The following is a 15,051-nucleotide window of genomic DNA, read 5'->3' on the forward strand; positions in this document are numbered from 1 at the left end:
CACAGGATCGAAAAAGTCTGCGAGAAAATCTACATTATAAGTGCTTGAATTTGGTGCCCGGAGCCGGCATCTAAAAAAGTTCTAAACATCGCAATGGCAGGGGATGAAAGGTTCTGACGGACTGCTTTTTACCCGTCTTTTTACCCGTTTTGATGGGCCAAACTGAGCATCGCGGTGCAATAATTAACCTATCTCCAAGAATATCTTCTCGTTTACTGACGCAGTTTTCAATTTGCTAAAAATTCGAGTAAAAGCTGGGCGGCTCTGGCTTATGGAGTCTCCACCCGTTGTGTCACCCACCAGTATGCAGCCCTCGGTGTCCTCAGCTTTATTGCCTGCGTGTATGCGGACGCCTTCGAAGCCAGGTACGTTCAAAAGAAGAGGCATCGGGTGACCAAACCGGGCCGAATCCGTAATCACTACCTCGTAGGTACCCGATGGAATGGCCGTTACGCCCACAATCTTTACCGACCTTACTTTATCTTCCAATGTATAGCATTCAAATTGTCCATTTATAGACAATTTACCAATTGTGCAGTGTTCCAGCAGCTCCGTTCTGTCGAGCCGTAATTCCATTGCGCTCTCCTTTTACACTGTTTACCCGTCGGCCGCCGCCGTGAAATAGCGGACATGAAAATATAAAGCCAATGTAATTGTTAACTGTACTATCGACAGAACTCCCCATTTCACAGTTACTTTGCCGGCATTTACCACTTTCACTGGTTATGGGTTGTGGGTTGGATTGGGGCATTTTTTGGACATCGATTGCTTGCTCGCCACTTGGCCTGTTGAGATGAATTGCTCGTAGTCAGCCCTGGCTAGGCCCCAGAATCGTGCTCTTTCACGAGAATCTTCCTGCTCTCCTTTAGTCCGTCCAGATTCACTGAACTGCTCGGACTCACGAAATACCCGTCTGACTGTGCCGCTGTGGAAAGTAGAAAGTTTTTTTAAAGCATTTATATAATCCGCCGCGAACTTATCCATATTCGCGTTATGCTCCCTGATATGCTCGTAAAACACTTTCTCGTTCCATGAGTCACCGTCTTTGCGTGCTGTGTCCAACCCCACTTCTTTTATCTTTATTCTGTCAGCTTCTCGGCATAAAAATGCATAATTAGTGGCACTGGTCGTGGCGAAACCTTGTATTGCTTCTTCATTTACGAAGTACCACATCGCGGTAGCGAGTAAAATCGATAAAGTCAGTGCCCAGATTTTCCAGCTTCTGCCGCGTTCGTAGGTTTCAATTGCTGCCAGAAACGCGGCGGCACCCTGGAACCGCTTATCCGGAACTTTGTTAGTTGCAGTACGTATAATATTCGCCATTCTTTTTTTTATCTTTCGGTTAACTGCTCGAGGATCTGGAAGGGGGCTGTTGATATGCTCTTCCTTAAGCTCGGCTAGAGAAGCGCCTTTAAACGGTAATTGACCGGTTAACATCTCGAATAGAAGAATGCCCGCTGAGTAAATATCGGATCGGTGGTCCACTTTATCCGGATCAATAAATTGCTCAGGGCTCATATATTCCGGTGTACCTATTACACGCCCCCGGTTACCTGTTTGCTCATCGCTAATCTGTTGTGCAATACCAAAGTCTGTTAGGAGCGCTCTATTTGTATTGTCGACCATAACGTTTGATGCTTTTACGTCTCTGTGTATTATCACTTTCTTATGAGCACTTCTGAGTCCCCTTAAAACGCCTTTGAATACTTGCAGAGCTTCTTTCTCGACCATTGGGCCACGTAATGTATCTATAATGTCGGCAAGAGAGCGACCGTCAACATACTCGAGCACGAGGAAATAATCAGGGCCAATGCTGAAGTAGTTGTACATTTGAACAATGTTTGGATCGGAGAGTTGAGCTTGTCGCGCGGCTTCGTTATAAAAATCCTTCCTGAAGTTGGGGCTAAGTGTTAGCTGGCGCTTGAGGACCTTGATCGCATATTTTTTATCCCTGATTAGGCTGTGCTCAGCAAGAAATACTTGTCCCATTGCACCTTCACCCAGCCGGGATCGGATGAAATAGCCGCTGTGGACCGCGTTTTCAAGTTGGTTGCTATTTGATGAAACCGAGTAAACGCTATAGATAGACTTTCCCACCACGTCGGTGTTTTCGACTTTATCCGGCTCTGAAATCGTTTGTCTAATGGCCACTTGTCTTGTCACCGCTTTCGATCTCGTACCGTCCATCAGCTTTTTTAAGCAACTGGACTGTCTGGTTATAAAAAGAATCTGTATCAGCATTGGGTCCCATCAGGAAATACATAGGCAATAAGCCCTCGCCGTCGAATCGCAGCCCGTTGGGGGTCGCCAAGTACCCTGTTGTGATAAACAATGCGCCCCCCGATTGAAGTTCAATAATGTCCTGACGAGTTCCCTTGCCCGCAGTTTTCTTCCCAATCGAAGTTGCTCGGGCATTCTCGGTGAGCGCCGCAATAAACACCTCGGCGGCGCTCGCGGTAAACTCGTCTTGCCACAGAAATACTTGTTGTCGCTGCCGGTCTCGACGCATCGTGGAAGAATATAATGAAGTTTTGTTACGTCCCACTACCGAAACAATCCGCTCATTTTGCCCAAGGAAAAGCATTGCTGAGTCTACAGACGAGTTGAAGTCGCCTCCCCCACAGCTTCGAAAATCAATAATTATTGGACGGCTCTCGGGCCAACGAGAAACTATATAATCGAGCTTCTGCCGAGTGGCAGCGGTAAAATTTCCTATTCTAATGATGCGTAAATCGTGAAACGCATATTCGGTTATCGAGGCAATTGCGCGCTGCGAACGGGTGACGTTGAGTTGCCTGTGCGTTCCAGAAGATCCGGCAATATCGAGCACTACACTTTTTCCGGCTTTACCGAGCGCTAGAGCTACTATGGCAGGAAGTGACCTTCCTTGAGTAGACACCCCATCGATAGCGAGCAGTAAGTCGCCCGGCTTAACTCCCGCGAGAGCCGCTGGTCCGCCCACAGTTGGGTAACAAATTACATCGCCATCACGTGTTTTTTCGACATCGAGTCCGATACTGCCCGGAATTTTCCTTGAAGCCTTCCCAAATTGGACGTACTCAGCTGGGTTTAAATAATCCGAATAAGGGTCTTGCTTCGTAAGATACGTTTTCAGTGATGTTGCTATCATCCCGTCCATACCCCCAGGGGGAGGAGGAAACACCGCGTACTGATCTATCTTTTCCAGCACCTCTGCAAAAATCTGCGGTCCAACCTCTTCGACCCGAAGGGATTCTCTTCCATCTGCGCCCTTCTTCGGGGTAAACCAAGGAAGGGTCGCTCCTACCAAAACGCCACTAAGAAAAATAACAGTTACCTTTACTGCGAGTCTATGGTTATTAAACCCACCGCTCATAATTTAGGAAATTAAATATTCAATAGTTCAATAGTATTTAAGGATTTCGAGCGATTTCTTGAGCTCCTTCCGGAGGTGTAAAATTTTTTTTTCCTTTTCCGCTTTTTCTTCGCGTTTTTCTTCTCTGCTCTGCCGGAGCACCATTACATCCTCTTGATGCTTCTTCAGGACCACTTCTCGATGTCGCTTCTGTTCTCTCTCTTCCTTAGAATTCTCCGCCGCTTTTATATTTGTTTCTCGCAATTTTTTCAGCTTCAATTCCAAATCATCCAGTGAAAGCTGTCGAACGGAGAGTTCCTTTTGTAATTGTTCAATGTCCTGCTGAATCTGTGCTTGTCGTAGTTGTTGGGCCTGTAACTCGCCTTCCTTGATAGCTATCCGTTTTTCGCCTTGCTTTACCTCACCTATTAATGACGAGATGGTGCAGGCTGATAAGCCATACAACAAAAAACACACGACTGGTATTGCTCTCGTACCGATTTTGGTCGGCCTCTTCTATATGCTCTGGCGCTTTGAGGCCAGAACTTTGGTTTGTCGCTGCGTCTCGGCAAGCAATAGTTCCAGTTTCTCAATCTCTTTATCAAGCTCTACCTGAGTTGCTGTTTTTTCCCCGGTATTGGTTAAATTCCTCGTTTGGAAATTCCTCATGTCCTTGACTACCTTTTCCTCAAGCACAACCAGTTGATTTGCTGCTTCCTCTTCCTCAAGTAGTTTCTTCTTTTGTTCATCGCGCTTTGCCGGGGAAGATTTACCCTCTTTCATCTTTTTTAAAATCTTATCCGTACGATCGGATGCCTCGGCAACACGACTCTTCAGTTCCTCGTTGGATTTCTCCGTATCCTCGTTGATTTTTCGCACATACTCTAACCTGGCATCCAAGTCGTTCTCTTTTCCAACTAGCTCTTGGTTCCGCTCTTCATATTTCGCAGCTAAACCGTAGCAGACTCCTCCGCCGACTACTGCAACACCGACTCCAATAAGGGCGCATATCAAGCTGTTGCCTCCCGCCACATCGCATATTCCATAGCCAAGGCCGCCCCCCGCCGCGGCACACTCCACTGCTGCGGCATTTTTCGTCCCAATTTGATCACGTAGCGTGGCGCAGCCTGATACTAGTGAGACGAGTAGCAACATCACAGCTTTTTTTTTCATAATCGCCTCTCAAACATACGGTCAACGTCGCCAGAAAATTTTTAGCGAGTGAGACATTCTTTCCTCCTTTTTCTATAAACCCCTCTCGGATTTTTTTTGATGCCATTCGAAGATCGCTAACTGTTTTCAGTCGCAGGGGAATATAAATCTCGCGCTAGAAGTTTCCTTAGGCCTAACCCCTATGGGATGTTCTTTGCCTCCGGAGGTCGCTCTCAAGACAAGTCGTCATATTCGTCTCTGTCCCGGTTGCCACCGCTCGACACTTTCTCCCGACCAATGCTTATCCTCTTAAACTCAAATACCGACGCTCCCATTTTTATTTTTGCGCCGTCATCCAGGTTTGTCGACGAATTGCTTCCAAGTTCTTTTCCATTAAGTACAGTCAAGTTTGTTGTGATAAGGGTAATTAATTCATCCCTATGTTCGCGGCAAACGATTTCGGCATGCTCATCAGAAAGGCTCCTGTCCGCAGCAATGCGTATATCACAATGCTCGGCTTTGCCAATTAGATTTCTTCCTTCATAAAGTACAAATAGCTTACCTTGAGGGAATAAGTTGAATGTTGCCAAGGCTCCAGCAAGTCGTCGTTTACTTTTGCTGGACTCGCTTATGGGAGATTCCGATTTATCAGATCGATCAAACTCGGTGTAGTCCGGATCATTTGATTCTCCGTGATCGGTTACAGTGGGTGTCCGTCCCATATTCATACTCCTTTGTAAAGTGTCACTCGAGTTAAGATAATTACCTAGGCCAATAGTCTTCGTTGCTTCACAATATTTGCAGGTCTGCCATTCTGGGTCCATTGCATGACCTTTTTCACAGAAGCGAGTTGACGTGCCTGAGGCAGGGATGCCCAAAATTTTTTTGAATAACGCCACGACTATCCCTTGGGCCGACTTATTGGTCATCGGAAAATTCCAATGGGCTAATAATACAATTTGGTCGTTGTATGTTCGTGGAGCACCCGAGGCGGTGCAGCGGTTCATCGTTTACCATAACCCGGTAATTTTGGAACTGAAGCTGCTGGTTCTTTGGCTAAGATATGCCACTAGGGCGACTGCGGCTGAAACACCCACGAATGCGGGGACTACAACCCGCGCGCGCTTCCATCGCTGTTGATTCATTCTTGAGTTTGCGTATTCGATCAGTTGCACCGTCACGTTATCCTCTCCACCTTTCTCCATAGCAAGCTGGACCAACTGGTTCGCTAGGTCTTGGGGTCCTCCTTTCTTGTTAAGAACATCCCCGATCTCTCTATCCGAGACATAACCGTGAAGCCCATCGGAGCACAGAAGAATTCGATCTCCCTGATACAGGTGAATCCATGGCGAAATGTCCACAGGCACCGACTCAGAGGTTCCAATTGCTCGTTCCAAGATGCTTGCATCGGGATGCAGAGCTGCTTCCGCCTCAGTGAGGAGGCCGTCCTCAATCATTCTTTGAACGCGGCTGTGATCGCGGGTAAGGCGCTCTAATTTTCCTTCCCTGGTAAATAAATAGGCTCGGCTATCGCCTACATGGGCAACCATAGCTTGTGAGTCTGCAATTAACGCTACGACGGCTGTTGCACCCATGTTTTCCGTTGCCGGATTTCCTGCATGCCCGCGTTGGTAAATGACCGCGTTAGCCTCTTCAAACGCATGTTGGGTTGCTTCCTGAATGGAAGAACGAGGGTCAAAATCGCGTAACCTTGCGCTGAGTATTTCAACCGTTAACTCCGCCGCTACGCTTCCGCCTTCATGCCCACCCATCCCATCGGAAACGATATACACGTCCCCGAATATGGCATTTACACGGCTCATCCTGTCTTGGTTTTCGTTCCGAATATACCCCATATCGGAACAAGCGCCGACTGACCATCGCATGTAACTTTGTCGAACCACTTTTTATCCATCCGACCGCGTTTGCTTACGAAATTAAGGAACGAAGGGCTCCGCGCCAGTGATTGTTTGGGAACGCTCATTCGTTTGTTTTAAAAGCTCAAAAATAGTACTTCCAACCCGGATCTGATCATTTGGCGAGAGTACGGTTGGTGCAACAATGCGAGTGCCGTTCAGAAAGGTTCCATTACGCGATTCGCTGTCGCTCAGATACAGATGGCCCGACTCATAAGTGACGCGAGCATGCCGCCCGGATACCCGCTCATCACTTAGCTGCAATTCATTTTTTTCGCTAGCGCCTATGTGATAAACCGCTTTATCAATAGGGAACTGACGACCGCGGGTGGGTCCGCTGATGCAGTGCAATAACGCTGCTGGTCGACCTTGGCCAGGCGGCGGAAACGTATCCAATACCTTTGTGCCTCCTCGCGGTGCTTTTGGTGCGTCTCGTTCCTTCCGAGGTGGGGAGGGCGGTAGAGGCGGGGGTGGAGGGGGTGGAGGGGGAGGGCGCTTTTCGCCCATCCCTTTATAGAGCATATAAATTACTCCCAATGCCAAAGCCGCGCCCAAAACCCACAATAGAACTTTGTTTCCAGGTGTCGGTACGGACGAATCGGTCTGCGAACCGGTACCGATATCCGGCGCAGAAAGACGATTGTCGACTGTACGAGATATGACCGGACCTGCACCTGGAGGTGCGAAATCTAACCTGACAGAATTTGCCAAACGGCCGTCTTTAGAAGGTGCATAGTGGAAAACCACTGCGTACGCGGTTTGCGCAGGGGATAAACTGAGCAAACCTTCCAGCGCTTTTGATAGCTCCTGCTTATTTGACACAATCAAATATTGACCGCCTGTCTTCTTTATCAGACGTTGAAGCAATTCAGAATCTCTGCGCGCGCCATTGCTGATTTCAACCGCATCTATAACCAGGCCCTGTGCTTGGGCTCCGCTTATAATCACTTGGTCAGATACACTACTGCCTTTATCCTTTCCGGCAGTAATGAGTAACAGGCGCTTTGAACCCTCCTGGCGACTAGTCAAGGCGGCAAGGCCTTCCTTTAACGCATCGTAGAGTCTGGTTTTGTCATCGTGGGCAGTCGTAAGCCCTAAGCGCGCCGTTTCTTTGATGAGCTCTGCAGAGTTATTAGAGAAATCATGGAGTTTCTTTACTTCTGCTCCAAATTCGTACAGTGCCACGTTCAATTGGGGGCTAGGTGAAGATAGTAATGTTGTGAGTGAGTCCCGGATATATTGCTTTTGGAGCCGAGTAGGATTGTTTGAGTCGACAGAAAAAACTATGGAGGTTTTGGGCCTGGGCGAATCAATGGCAGAAAGTTTTACCTCCTGCGCAGGAACGATGTGCTTCTCATCCAATCTCAGCTGAAAAGCTGAAGCATCGGGTACGCTCGCGGCAAAAACATTTGTAGTGGCAACAATACGCCCGGGTTGCTCCTCTTGGAGCGACAAAAGCTGTAGCTCTTCGGCATGGCCAAAGCCCACCGCCCCAAGAGCCATACACCCCATCGCTACGCTCAACAATCTGCTACCCATCGCACCCCCCCCACCGGATGTCCTTTGATATCCGCGTTGCCCCTGTACCGGCGCGGCGAACGATACGCTTCGTCTTCCCAACCGCTCGCTAGCGCTTCCCCTTTTCCGCAAAAAGCACGGTTAGGATAAGTACACGAGCAAGGACTGTGCCGAGGAAGGGGGGAAAGCCCGCGGGTGTAGGAGAAAATTATTCAATGCCTTTCTCGAAAAAGACTGGAAAGCTACGGGAATCAATTGCTTTTGATAAAGATACATTCTTGACGAGAAACCAGATAATTGAGTCCCTAAAGGGTAAGTACACGCGTATGGGTAAGAACCTACCCATGCGGGATTAATATCATCTGTTGAGTTTTACCGGCCCTCTTTCCAGAAAAGGGAATTAATAGTAGCTAGTTTAAGCATACAGAATGAATGCGAGCATTAATTCCTTCTTACGTCGACTCTGCTCCCCTTAATAGTAGATCCGTATATTTCACAATATTCGCCAGCAAATCACGCCTCTCCGGGAACTGCCGCCGTATTTCACCCAAAAAACAAATCCTCTTTTCAGACAAAACGAAAGGACGTCAAAGTGCTTCTCCCAGCCATCCATTTGCAACCCATTGGGTTATTTCTGACCCATGCGAAGCACAGCTCTATGAAAATCAAAACGTTTTTGACATATATTTGCCTATCTTCATAACTCATAACTGCTATTTGCCAAGGAACGTGGATTCGTAACTCTGCATTCCGGCCTTTTACCGATACATAACTCTCTGTAATCGCCCAATTTCGTTGGATTTTTAACAATGGCATGAACATTGCATAGACCAATTTATCAGCGATTTTTGAGATGGTGAAACATGATCAATGACTTGGACGAAACCTTGGCCTCGCTTCTAAAGCGCGAGCTTCCCCCAAGGTTGGCCGAGCAGGTGCAAGTAAGTTTTAGTGCGCCCGATGATCAATTTCCGCCGCCTTCAGTTACTTTGCCCGCTATAGACCTTTTCCTATACGACATACGCGAAAACCTGGAGCTTAGAAGCAACGAGGTATATCTGAATCGCAGATCAGATGGCACCGCTACTAAAACTGGCTCCCCCGTACGGATAGATGCTTCTTACTTGATAACAGCATGGCCCAGTCAAAGCGTGGTGGATCCTTCAGAAGATGAACATCGTTTGCTAGGAGATGTGATAAAGGCCTTATTGCGCTACCGGACGATACCCGAAGATGTGCTGCAGGGGTCTTTAAAGGATCAAGACCTTCCTTTGCCGGTGAGCACGCTCCAACCCGGACGTCTCCAGAGTCTTGGAGAATTTTGGCAAGCCCTGGGGGGAAAGCCAAAGGCGGCGCTGAACTATACAGTGACACTGGCAGTGGAGGTAGCGAAGCCGGAAGTGGTTGACCTCGTCACCGAAAAGGTGATCAAACTGCGGATGCAAATAGGGGAAGACTTGTGAAATCGTGGACAGACTGGGAAGTGTGTCGCCACTTCGTCAGTATCTGTGGACGCGTATCAGACATGAACGGTCGCCCGCTGGAAGGTGTCGAGTTGAGTACGGTTACAGACACGAAGCCGGGCAAAGCTCCATCCGTGTCCCGCGCCACAAAGGCCCATGGACAGACGGGAAAAGTTACAGGGAAAACTCGAAAAATTTCCAAAACAACTCAATCAAGCAAAGACGGGATATTTTTCCTACTTGATTGCCCTGAGGGGGAGTGTGAGGTAACCGCATTGAATACTCAAACCGCGATGGAGGCGAAACAGTTGGTCTCTCTCTCCGATCGAGCAAGGGAAAAGCCAGTGAAGGAGCGCGGATTAAAAGACGGATATCAGATCGAACTCGTTCTGAAAAATAAGGTGCGGCTGAACCAATTCGAGGGACTGGAAAGGAAGTCGATTAAGTAAAAACTTATGCCGGCAGACGGCCGGCATAACCAATTTAACGATAATTCACTAGAAGAGGATACAAAATGGCGAGACTCACTTACCAAGCTCCTGGCGTATACGTGGAAGAAGTACCTTCTGCCCGACAGCCGATCGCGGGTGTGGGAACCAATACTGCCGCATTTATCGGGATTGTCCCTGACACAATATACTATCCAGTACCAAATCCAGATTATGACCCTGTCGCAGCTGACGCTGCGCTACGACTTAAGCTCCTCCTTATCGAAAAGGGAAAATTAGAAGCGTCGGATAATGAGCAGGATAAAAAGCAGCTCGAAACGGTTGATACGGAAATTGCAAAAGTGCGAAGCGATTTAGAGGAAACCCTTGCCAGACTTCGGCGAGAATTGACAGGCCTTGAGACCAAGAGAACTAAGGCGGAACAGGATTTCCACGATGCTGAAAAAGCGCTTACAGACCTCGGGCCCGAAACAGACAGCGAAAACGATGATCAGAAAGCGAAAAGAAGAGCTGCCAACCTCAAAGTTACTGCTAAGCGAGGTGCATTTGCCGAAGCGGGAACGAAAGTAACGGAGAAACAACAAGCCTTAAACGATGCGTCGGTCAGACTCAAAGATTCGGAGAAGGTTGCAACAAGTAGTCCTACTTCCACGTCTGAGACTAAAGCAGGGCCTTTGATACAACAAGAAATTACTGAGTATCTTGGTAAGGCACCTTCGGATGATCTGTTAAAGAAGTCGGTTCTCCGCCCTTATATGCTGGTCAAATTCGATGTTCGGGCCGAACCGCTTGACACAAGGTTTTGTACAAACTTTACTGAATATACAAATCGGTTCGGGCCATTCTCCATGTTCAATGAACGCCCCGAACCACAAGATGGAACGCCTCCGCCCAACCCCGATTTTTGGCAATATAGACCCCAATACCCCGGGCACCATGCATTGACCCACGCCGTATATGGTTTTTTTAATAACGGTGGTACTCGCTGTTTTGTTGCCCGCATCAACTCCGTCGCCCAACTGAAAGACACCCTGACAAATTTCGAGTCTATCGATGATGTCGCAATAATCTCCGCTCCTGGGCTTCCGAAAGAGCAGGATTATTGGACATCGTTGGCGGACTATAGTGAGACACACGAAAACGTGTTTGCGATCCTTGATAGTCCAGAAGTGGTTAATAAGGAGAATACTAATGATTTCGACATTGACCGGCTCTCCTCTCCCGGGACAGGAAGTGTACCGCGCATTTGTAAAAACGCTGCTTATTATTTTCCTCACATTGAGGTAGTTGATCCGGCAAAACAGTTGCAAGATACCGATCCTGCTCGCCAGGTAAGTGCGAAATACCGGGGGCGAACCCATGTCCCGCCCAGCGGGCATATGGCAGGCGTGTATGCCCGAACTGATGAAGAGCGCGGCGTTCATAAGGCGCCTGCAAACTGTGTCGTTCGCGGTGCCATTAACGTAAAGTATTACGTCAGCAAGCCTGTCCAGGAACAGCTCAATCCTAACGGAATCAATGCAATCCGCATGATGAACGGCGCGGTAACTGTATGGGGCGCGCGCACTATCGGCGGAGACCGTAATGGCGAATGGAAATATATACCCGTCCGACGCTTCTTTCTGTTCTTGCAAGAATCTATTGACGAGGGTACGCAGTGGGTGGTGTTCGAACCTAACGATTATGCACTGTGGGCAAAAATTCGCTTGAATGTAACGGCTTTCCTTACCAACATTTGGCGCAGCGGCGCACTGTTTGGAATGACTCCAGAAGAGGCGTTTTATGTCAAATGCGACGCAGAACTAAATCCGCCTGAGGTGCGCGATTTGGGTCAGGTCATCACAGAGATCGGTGTGGCGATCGTAAGGCCGGCCGAGTTCGTCATATTCCGTATTTCGCAATCAACCGGTTTAGAAAAAAGCTGAGCAACCTCCAGCATGGGATCACCGATGAATCGTGAAGCTGATCTAAGTGCGATACGCAGCGACTTTCGCAGGCCAGGGGTGTATTACCAAACGCTGGCTCGCCCTCGCCGCGAGGAGCAACAGTTCCATACGGGCATTCCCGTTTTTATAGGTTTTGCAGAGAAAAAAAAACAGGGAAGACAGCCCACACAAGCTCAGATTGGGCCAGAAATGTATCAGGTGGACAGATGGGAGCAATTCGAGCAGTTGCACCAGCCTTTGCCTTTCTCCGAGAGTTATCTCGTCTATGCGATTCGAGGTTTTTTCGAAAATGGCGGACGGAGATGCGTAGTATTGCCTGTCCAATATGAGAGGAATAGTCCTTCCGAGGAACTTGCTGATGTAATGGCTGAGGCTTTGACAAAACCATTCATTCCCGGGGGAGTTCTCGAAGATTTCGACGAGATCGATCTCATTTGTGTGCCTGATGCAATGGTAAGTGTAATTCGAACTCACCGGGAAAAGGTAATCGAAATCCAATCAGCAGTCGTCGATCATACGCGCAGAATGGGTGATCGCTTTGCGATACTGGATGGTTTATCCAGCGATAACGATAGTAAAGGGCGGAGCTTGGAACAGGATCACGTCGCCCCCGCCATCTTGCACTGGCAGTCGTTGCCGCCGGAATATGGGGCGCTGTATTACCCTTGGGTGTGGGTCAAGAAGGTTTCGCTTGAGAGTGACGCCGAGGTGTGGCCGCCAGTCGGCGTTGCAGGCGACAGACAGGCAATGCAGCGTGCCAATCCGGTGGTCAAGTCTCTCAATTCTCAGACTGCCAAGCTTGTGCCTGCCTGTGGTCACATCGCTGGCATCTATTCTCGGACCGATTCCAGGACTGGAACTCATAAGGCGCCCGCTAACGAACTTCTAGAAGACGTACATCGAGCGGAAATTGATTTTACGAATGATGAGTTGGCAACGCTTAATGAGGCCGGCATCAACTGCTTGAGCGGCTTTGCCGGACATGGAATTCGTGTTTGGGGGGCGAGAACCCTGAGTGGGCAGCCCTCCTGGCTGTACGTCAACGTGCTACGTTTGTTCCTGACTTTGACACGATGGGCAAGGCTAAATATGAACGATCTAGTATTTGAAACAAATGATGGAATTTTATGGGAACGAGTTCGCCAGCGTCTGAATGCTTACTGCCGCGATTTATTCGACCGAGGGGCACTGATGGGAACCAGTCCGACAGAGGCCTTTTTCGTAAAGTGTGATTCTGAAACAAATACGAGGGAAACGCGGGAAGCAGGGCTGGTAGTCGCTGACGTTGGTCTTGCGCCTGCTGTTCCTGCAGAATTTATTATCGTGCGTATTACGCAAAGCGCTAGCGCAACCGTCGCGACCGAGTATAGCGCTTTATAACAACCTAGGAGGGTAACAATATGGCAAGTACGGGAGAGCGCAGAGATCCTTTGCGTGGATTCAAATTCAGAATCCAGATTGATGGGATACAGCGAGCAGGATTTCGGGAGGTATCGGGGCTGGATTCCGGAACAGATCCAATTGACTACCGCGTGGGGGATGACAAGACGATGACAATCTCAAAGCTGCCAGGCCTAAAGAAATTCTCGAACATCACTCTCAAGCGGGGGATTACCGACGATCTGGACCTCTGGAAATGGCGCAAGCAGGTGATGGATGGGAAGGTAAAAGATGCCCGCAAGAATGGTTCCATAATCTTGATGGACGACGAAGGCAATGACGCGGCCCAGTGGGACTTTGTTGCGGCTTGGCCGACGAAGTGGACGGGACCGACATTCAACGCGACGGCCAACGAGGTAGCGATAGATACGCTTGAAATCGCCCATGAAGGATTGGATCGCACCAAATGAACCTTGAAACGGAGTTTGATTTCACCCTGCCGCACGGTTACCGCGACGCAGAGGGAAACATCCATAAGACGGGGATGATGCGGCTTGCAACGGCAAGTGACGAGATTTCTCCTATGAAGGATCCTCGTGTCCAATCGAACCCGGGGTATCTGGCAATCATTCTTTTATCCAGGGTAGTTACCCGACTGGGGGAATTGCCGCAAATCAACCCCAGAGTAATTGAAGAAATGTTTGCGGGGGATTTTGCATTTCTTGAAGATATGTACAGGCGCATCAATTCAAATGGCCACAACCGGATCGACGCGGTTTGCCCTGACTGTAGTACCCGTTTCGAAGTCGAGGTCAAAAGCACGGGGGAGCTATAGGCTACCCCTCGTCCGAAATATTTGAGGAGGTAGCCTATGTCGCCTATCACTTTCACTGGCCGTATAGCGATTTGATGAACCTTGACCATATTGAACGTCGCCATTGGATGCAGGAAATAGTGAAAATTAACGAGCGCCGAAATCGCGAGGAAGAAGACAATCTTCCTGAGTACCCATGAAACTATACGACAACAAAAACAGGGTTCCCCATGATCCGTATTCTGCTTTCCTGTTTTCCGTTCACATTGATGGCGGAGACAAAGTGGGAGGGTTCAACGAAGTCTCGGGCTTAACTTTCGAGATTGAAGTTCAGACGTTGCGGTTTGGAGGCATGAACGCATTCGAACATCAACTACCCGGCCCATCAAAATTTCCTTCTCGCCTGGTACTTAAACGCGGATTGGGAGACATTGATTTCCTGTGGAAATGGTATCAGCAAATAGCAACCGGGAAGATTGTCAGGAGGGGTATTCATATCAAACTCAACAACGAACAAGGTATTGAGCGGACGTCCTGGAACTTCAAGGAAGCTTGCCCCGTGAAATGGGTTGGCCCAGAGTTGCGTGCAAATAACTCAGCAATTGCCTTTGAAGCCATCGAACTAGTACACCGCGGCTTGGCCGAAACCTAGAGCCATCTATCTCCAAGGTTCTAAACATGGCAAACATACAAGAAACCTTTAATCGAGCCGACCCTTGGGAGACACCAGGTTCACTCGGACTTTCCACGTGGGAGCGCCATGTGGGAAATCCGCCGTCCGCACATATGACACTCATCCAGCCTCAGCAATATTTGTTTCGGGAACAGTTTAACAAGCGTATGTCTTTTGGAAATAATCTCATTGCTCGCTCAACCCCTTATTCCGGACCTTCTTTGGGCAAACCCGATCTTATATTTCGAGTAAATCGCTTCTGGAAACGGATGCGTCGATGCGCCCATACGGAAGGTGGTCAGCCTGAGATGCTCGCCAAGAGGGGAGTGGGGTTGCCGTGGGGGAAGCCTGACGAAATGGATCACACCACCCGGCAGGATACCGTAAGTGCTGCTCCGTTGCTTCC

Annotated in this window: 16 protein-coding genes; 8 read left to right on the top strand and 8 right to left on the bottom strand. The window is 48.8% G+C overall.

Going from position 1 to position 15,051, the window contains the following annotated elements:
- Positions 1–183 precede the first annotated feature (183 nt).
- The 8 genes from R5L00_RS13610 to R5L00_RS13645 all read right to left on the bottom strand — a co-directional run bounded on the left by R5L00_RS13610 (position 184) and on the right by R5L00_RS13645 (position 7,941).
- The gene (locus tag R5L00_RS13610) at positions 184–576 is read right to left on the bottom strand and encodes a DUF5675 family protein (protein ID WP_317652344.1); all 393 of its coding nucleotides are present in this window, start codon (positions 574–576) and stop codon (positions 184–186) included.
- A 147-nt stretch (positions 577–723) separates the two neighbouring features.
- On the bottom strand, positions 724–2,151 hold the full coding sequence (locus tag R5L00_RS13615) for a serine/threonine-protein kinase (protein ID WP_317652345.1): 1,428 nt from the start codon (positions 2,149–2,151) through the stop codon (positions 724–726).
- Complete coding sequence (locus tag R5L00_RS13620; RefSeq protein WP_317652346.1) at positions 2,141–3,355, bottom strand: S41 family peptidase; 1,215 nt, start codon at positions 3,353–3,355, stop codon at positions 2,141–2,143. The genes R5L00_RS13615 and R5L00_RS13620 overlap by 11 nt, the downstream gene beginning before the upstream one ends.
- Positions 3,356–3,382: 27 nt before the next feature.
- A complete protein-coding gene (locus R5L00_RS13625; RefSeq protein WP_317652347.1) occupies positions 3,383–3,799 on the bottom strand; it encodes a hypothetical protein in 417 nt (138 codons plus the stop codon).
- Between the two features lie 51 nt (positions 3,800–3,850).
- Positions 3,851–4,507 (bottom strand): hypothetical protein, encoded by a 657-nt coding sequence (locus R5L00_RS13630; RefSeq protein ID WP_317652348.1) that lies wholly within the window; start codon positions 4,505–4,507, stop codon positions 3,851–3,853.
- Positions 4,508–4,719: 212 nt separating this feature from the next.
- Positions 4,720–5,415: an FHA domain-containing protein gene (locus R5L00_RS13635; RefSeq protein WP_317652349.1), complete on the bottom strand. Its 696-nt coding sequence runs from the start codon at positions 5,413–5,415 to the stop codon at positions 4,720–4,722.
- A gap of 81 nt (positions 5,416–5,496) precedes the next feature.
- Entirely contained in the window at positions 5,497–6,309 is an 813-nt protein-coding gene (locus R5L00_RS13640; protein ID WP_317652350.1) for a PP2C family protein-serine/threonine phosphatase, read from the bottom strand.
- A gap of 114 nt (positions 6,310–6,423) precedes the next feature.
- Positions 6,424–7,941, bottom strand: coding sequence for an FHA domain-containing protein (locus R5L00_RS13645; protein WP_317652351.1), 1,518 nt, complete (start codon positions 7,939–7,941; stop codon positions 6,424–6,426).
- A gap of 842 nt (positions 7,942–8,783) precedes the next feature.
- On the opposite strand from R5L00_RS13645, the gene R5L00_RS13650 reads away from it, so the two are divergent.
- The 8 genes from R5L00_RS13650 to R5L00_RS13680 all read left to right on the top strand — a co-directional run bounded on the left by R5L00_RS13650 (position 8,784) and on the right by R5L00_RS13680 (position 14,624).
- The gene (locus tag R5L00_RS13650; RefSeq protein ID WP_317652352.1) at positions 8,784–9,383 is read left to right on the top strand and encodes a DUF4255 domain-containing protein; all 600 of its coding nucleotides are present in this window, start codon (positions 8,784–8,786) and stop codon (positions 9,381–9,383) included.
- Positions 9,380–9,832, top strand: coding sequence for a hypothetical protein (locus tag R5L00_RS13655; RefSeq protein WP_317652353.1), 453 nt, complete (start codon positions 9,380–9,382; stop codon positions 9,830–9,832). Before R5L00_RS13650 ends, R5L00_RS13655 begins: the two co-directional genes overlap by 4 nt.
- 65 nt (positions 9,833–9,897) lie before the next feature.
- The gene (locus tag R5L00_RS13660) at positions 9,898–11,757 is read left to right on the top strand and encodes a phage tail sheath C-terminal domain-containing protein (protein ID WP_317652354.1); all 1,860 of its coding nucleotides are present in this window, start codon (positions 9,898–9,900) and stop codon (positions 11,755–11,757) included.
- Between the two features lie 24 nt (positions 11,758–11,781).
- Positions 11,782–13,158 (top strand): phage tail sheath family protein, encoded by a 1,377-nt coding sequence (locus tag R5L00_RS13665; RefSeq protein ID WP_317652355.1) that lies wholly within the window; start codon positions 11,782–11,784, stop codon positions 13,156–13,158.
- Between the two features lie 20 nt (positions 13,159–13,178).
- Positions 13,179–13,628, top strand: a complete 450-nt coding sequence (locus R5L00_RS13670; protein WP_317652356.1) for a phage tail protein — start codon at positions 13,179–13,181, stop codon at positions 13,626–13,628.
- Positions 13,625–13,993: a hypothetical protein gene (locus R5L00_RS13675; protein ID WP_317652357.1), complete on the top strand. Its 369-nt coding sequence runs from the start codon at positions 13,625–13,627 to the stop codon at positions 13,991–13,993. Before R5L00_RS13670 ends, R5L00_RS13675 begins: the two co-directional genes overlap by 4 nt.
- A gap of 71 nt (positions 13,994–14,064) precedes the next feature.
- The gene (locus R5L00_RS15960) at positions 14,065–14,172 is read left to right on the top strand and encodes a hypothetical protein (RefSeq protein WP_411555566.1); all 108 of its coding nucleotides are present in this window, start codon (positions 14,065–14,067) and stop codon (positions 14,170–14,172) included.
- Positions 14,169–14,624, top strand: coding sequence for a phage tail protein (locus R5L00_RS13680; protein ID WP_317652358.1), 456 nt, complete (start codon positions 14,169–14,171; stop codon positions 14,622–14,624). The genes R5L00_RS15960 and R5L00_RS13680 overlap by 4 nt, the downstream gene beginning before the upstream one ends.
- Positions 14,625–15,051 lie beyond the last annotated feature (427 nt).

Source organism: Nitrosospira sp. Is2 (assembly GCF_033095785.1).
Taxonomy (GTDB): domain Bacteria; phylum Pseudomonadota; class Gammaproteobacteria; order Burkholderiales; family Nitrosomonadaceae; genus Nitrosospira.

Excerpts from the sequence above, each read along its gene's own strand:
- R5L00_RS13610 (WP_317652344.1), bottom strand. The coding sequence starts at position 576 with ATGGAATTACGGCTCGACAGAACGGAGCTGCTGGAACACTGCACAATT.
- R5L00_RS13620 (WP_317652346.1), bottom strand. The coding sequence starts at position 3,355 with ATGAGCGGTGGGTTTAATAACCATAGACTCGCAGTAAAGGTAACTGTT.
- R5L00_RS13630 (WP_317652348.1), bottom strand. The coding sequence starts at position 4,507 with ATGAAAAAAAAAGCTGTGATGTTGCTACTCGTCTCACTAGTATCAGGC.
- R5L00_RS13635 (WP_317652349.1), bottom strand. The coding sequence starts at position 5,415 with ATGACCAATAAGTCGGCCCAAGGGATAGTCGTGGCGTTATTCAAAAAA.
- R5L00_RS13640 (WP_317652350.1), bottom strand. The coding sequence starts at position 6,309 with ATGAGCCGTGTAAATGCCATATTCGGGGACGTGTATATCGTTTCCGAT.
- R5L00_RS13645 (WP_317652351.1), bottom strand. The coding sequence starts at position 7,941 with ATGGGTAGCAGATTGTTGAGCGTAGCGATGGGGTGTATGGCTCTTGGG.
- R5L00_RS13650 (WP_317652352.1), top strand. The coding sequence starts at position 8,784 with ATGATCAATGACTTGGACGAAACCTTGGCCTCGCTTCTAAAGCGCGAG.
- R5L00_RS13660 (WP_317652354.1), top strand. The coding sequence starts at position 9,898 with ATGGCGAGACTCACTTACCAAGCTCCTGGCGTATACGTGGAAGAAGTA.
- R5L00_RS13665 (WP_317652355.1), top strand. The coding sequence starts at position 11,782 with ATGAATCGTGAAGCTGATCTAAGTGCGATACGCAGCGACTTTCGCAGG.
- R5L00_RS13670 (WP_317652356.1), top strand. The coding sequence starts at position 13,179 with ATGGCAAGTACGGGAGAGCGCAGAGATCCTTTGCGTGGATTCAAATTC.
- R5L00_RS13675 (WP_317652357.1), top strand. The coding sequence starts at position 13,625 with ATGAACCTTGAAACGGAGTTTGATTTCACCCTGCCGCACGGTTACCGC.
- R5L00_RS13680 (WP_317652358.1), top strand. The coding sequence starts at position 14,169 with ATGAAACTATACGACAACAAAAACAGGGTTCCCCATGATCCGTATTCT.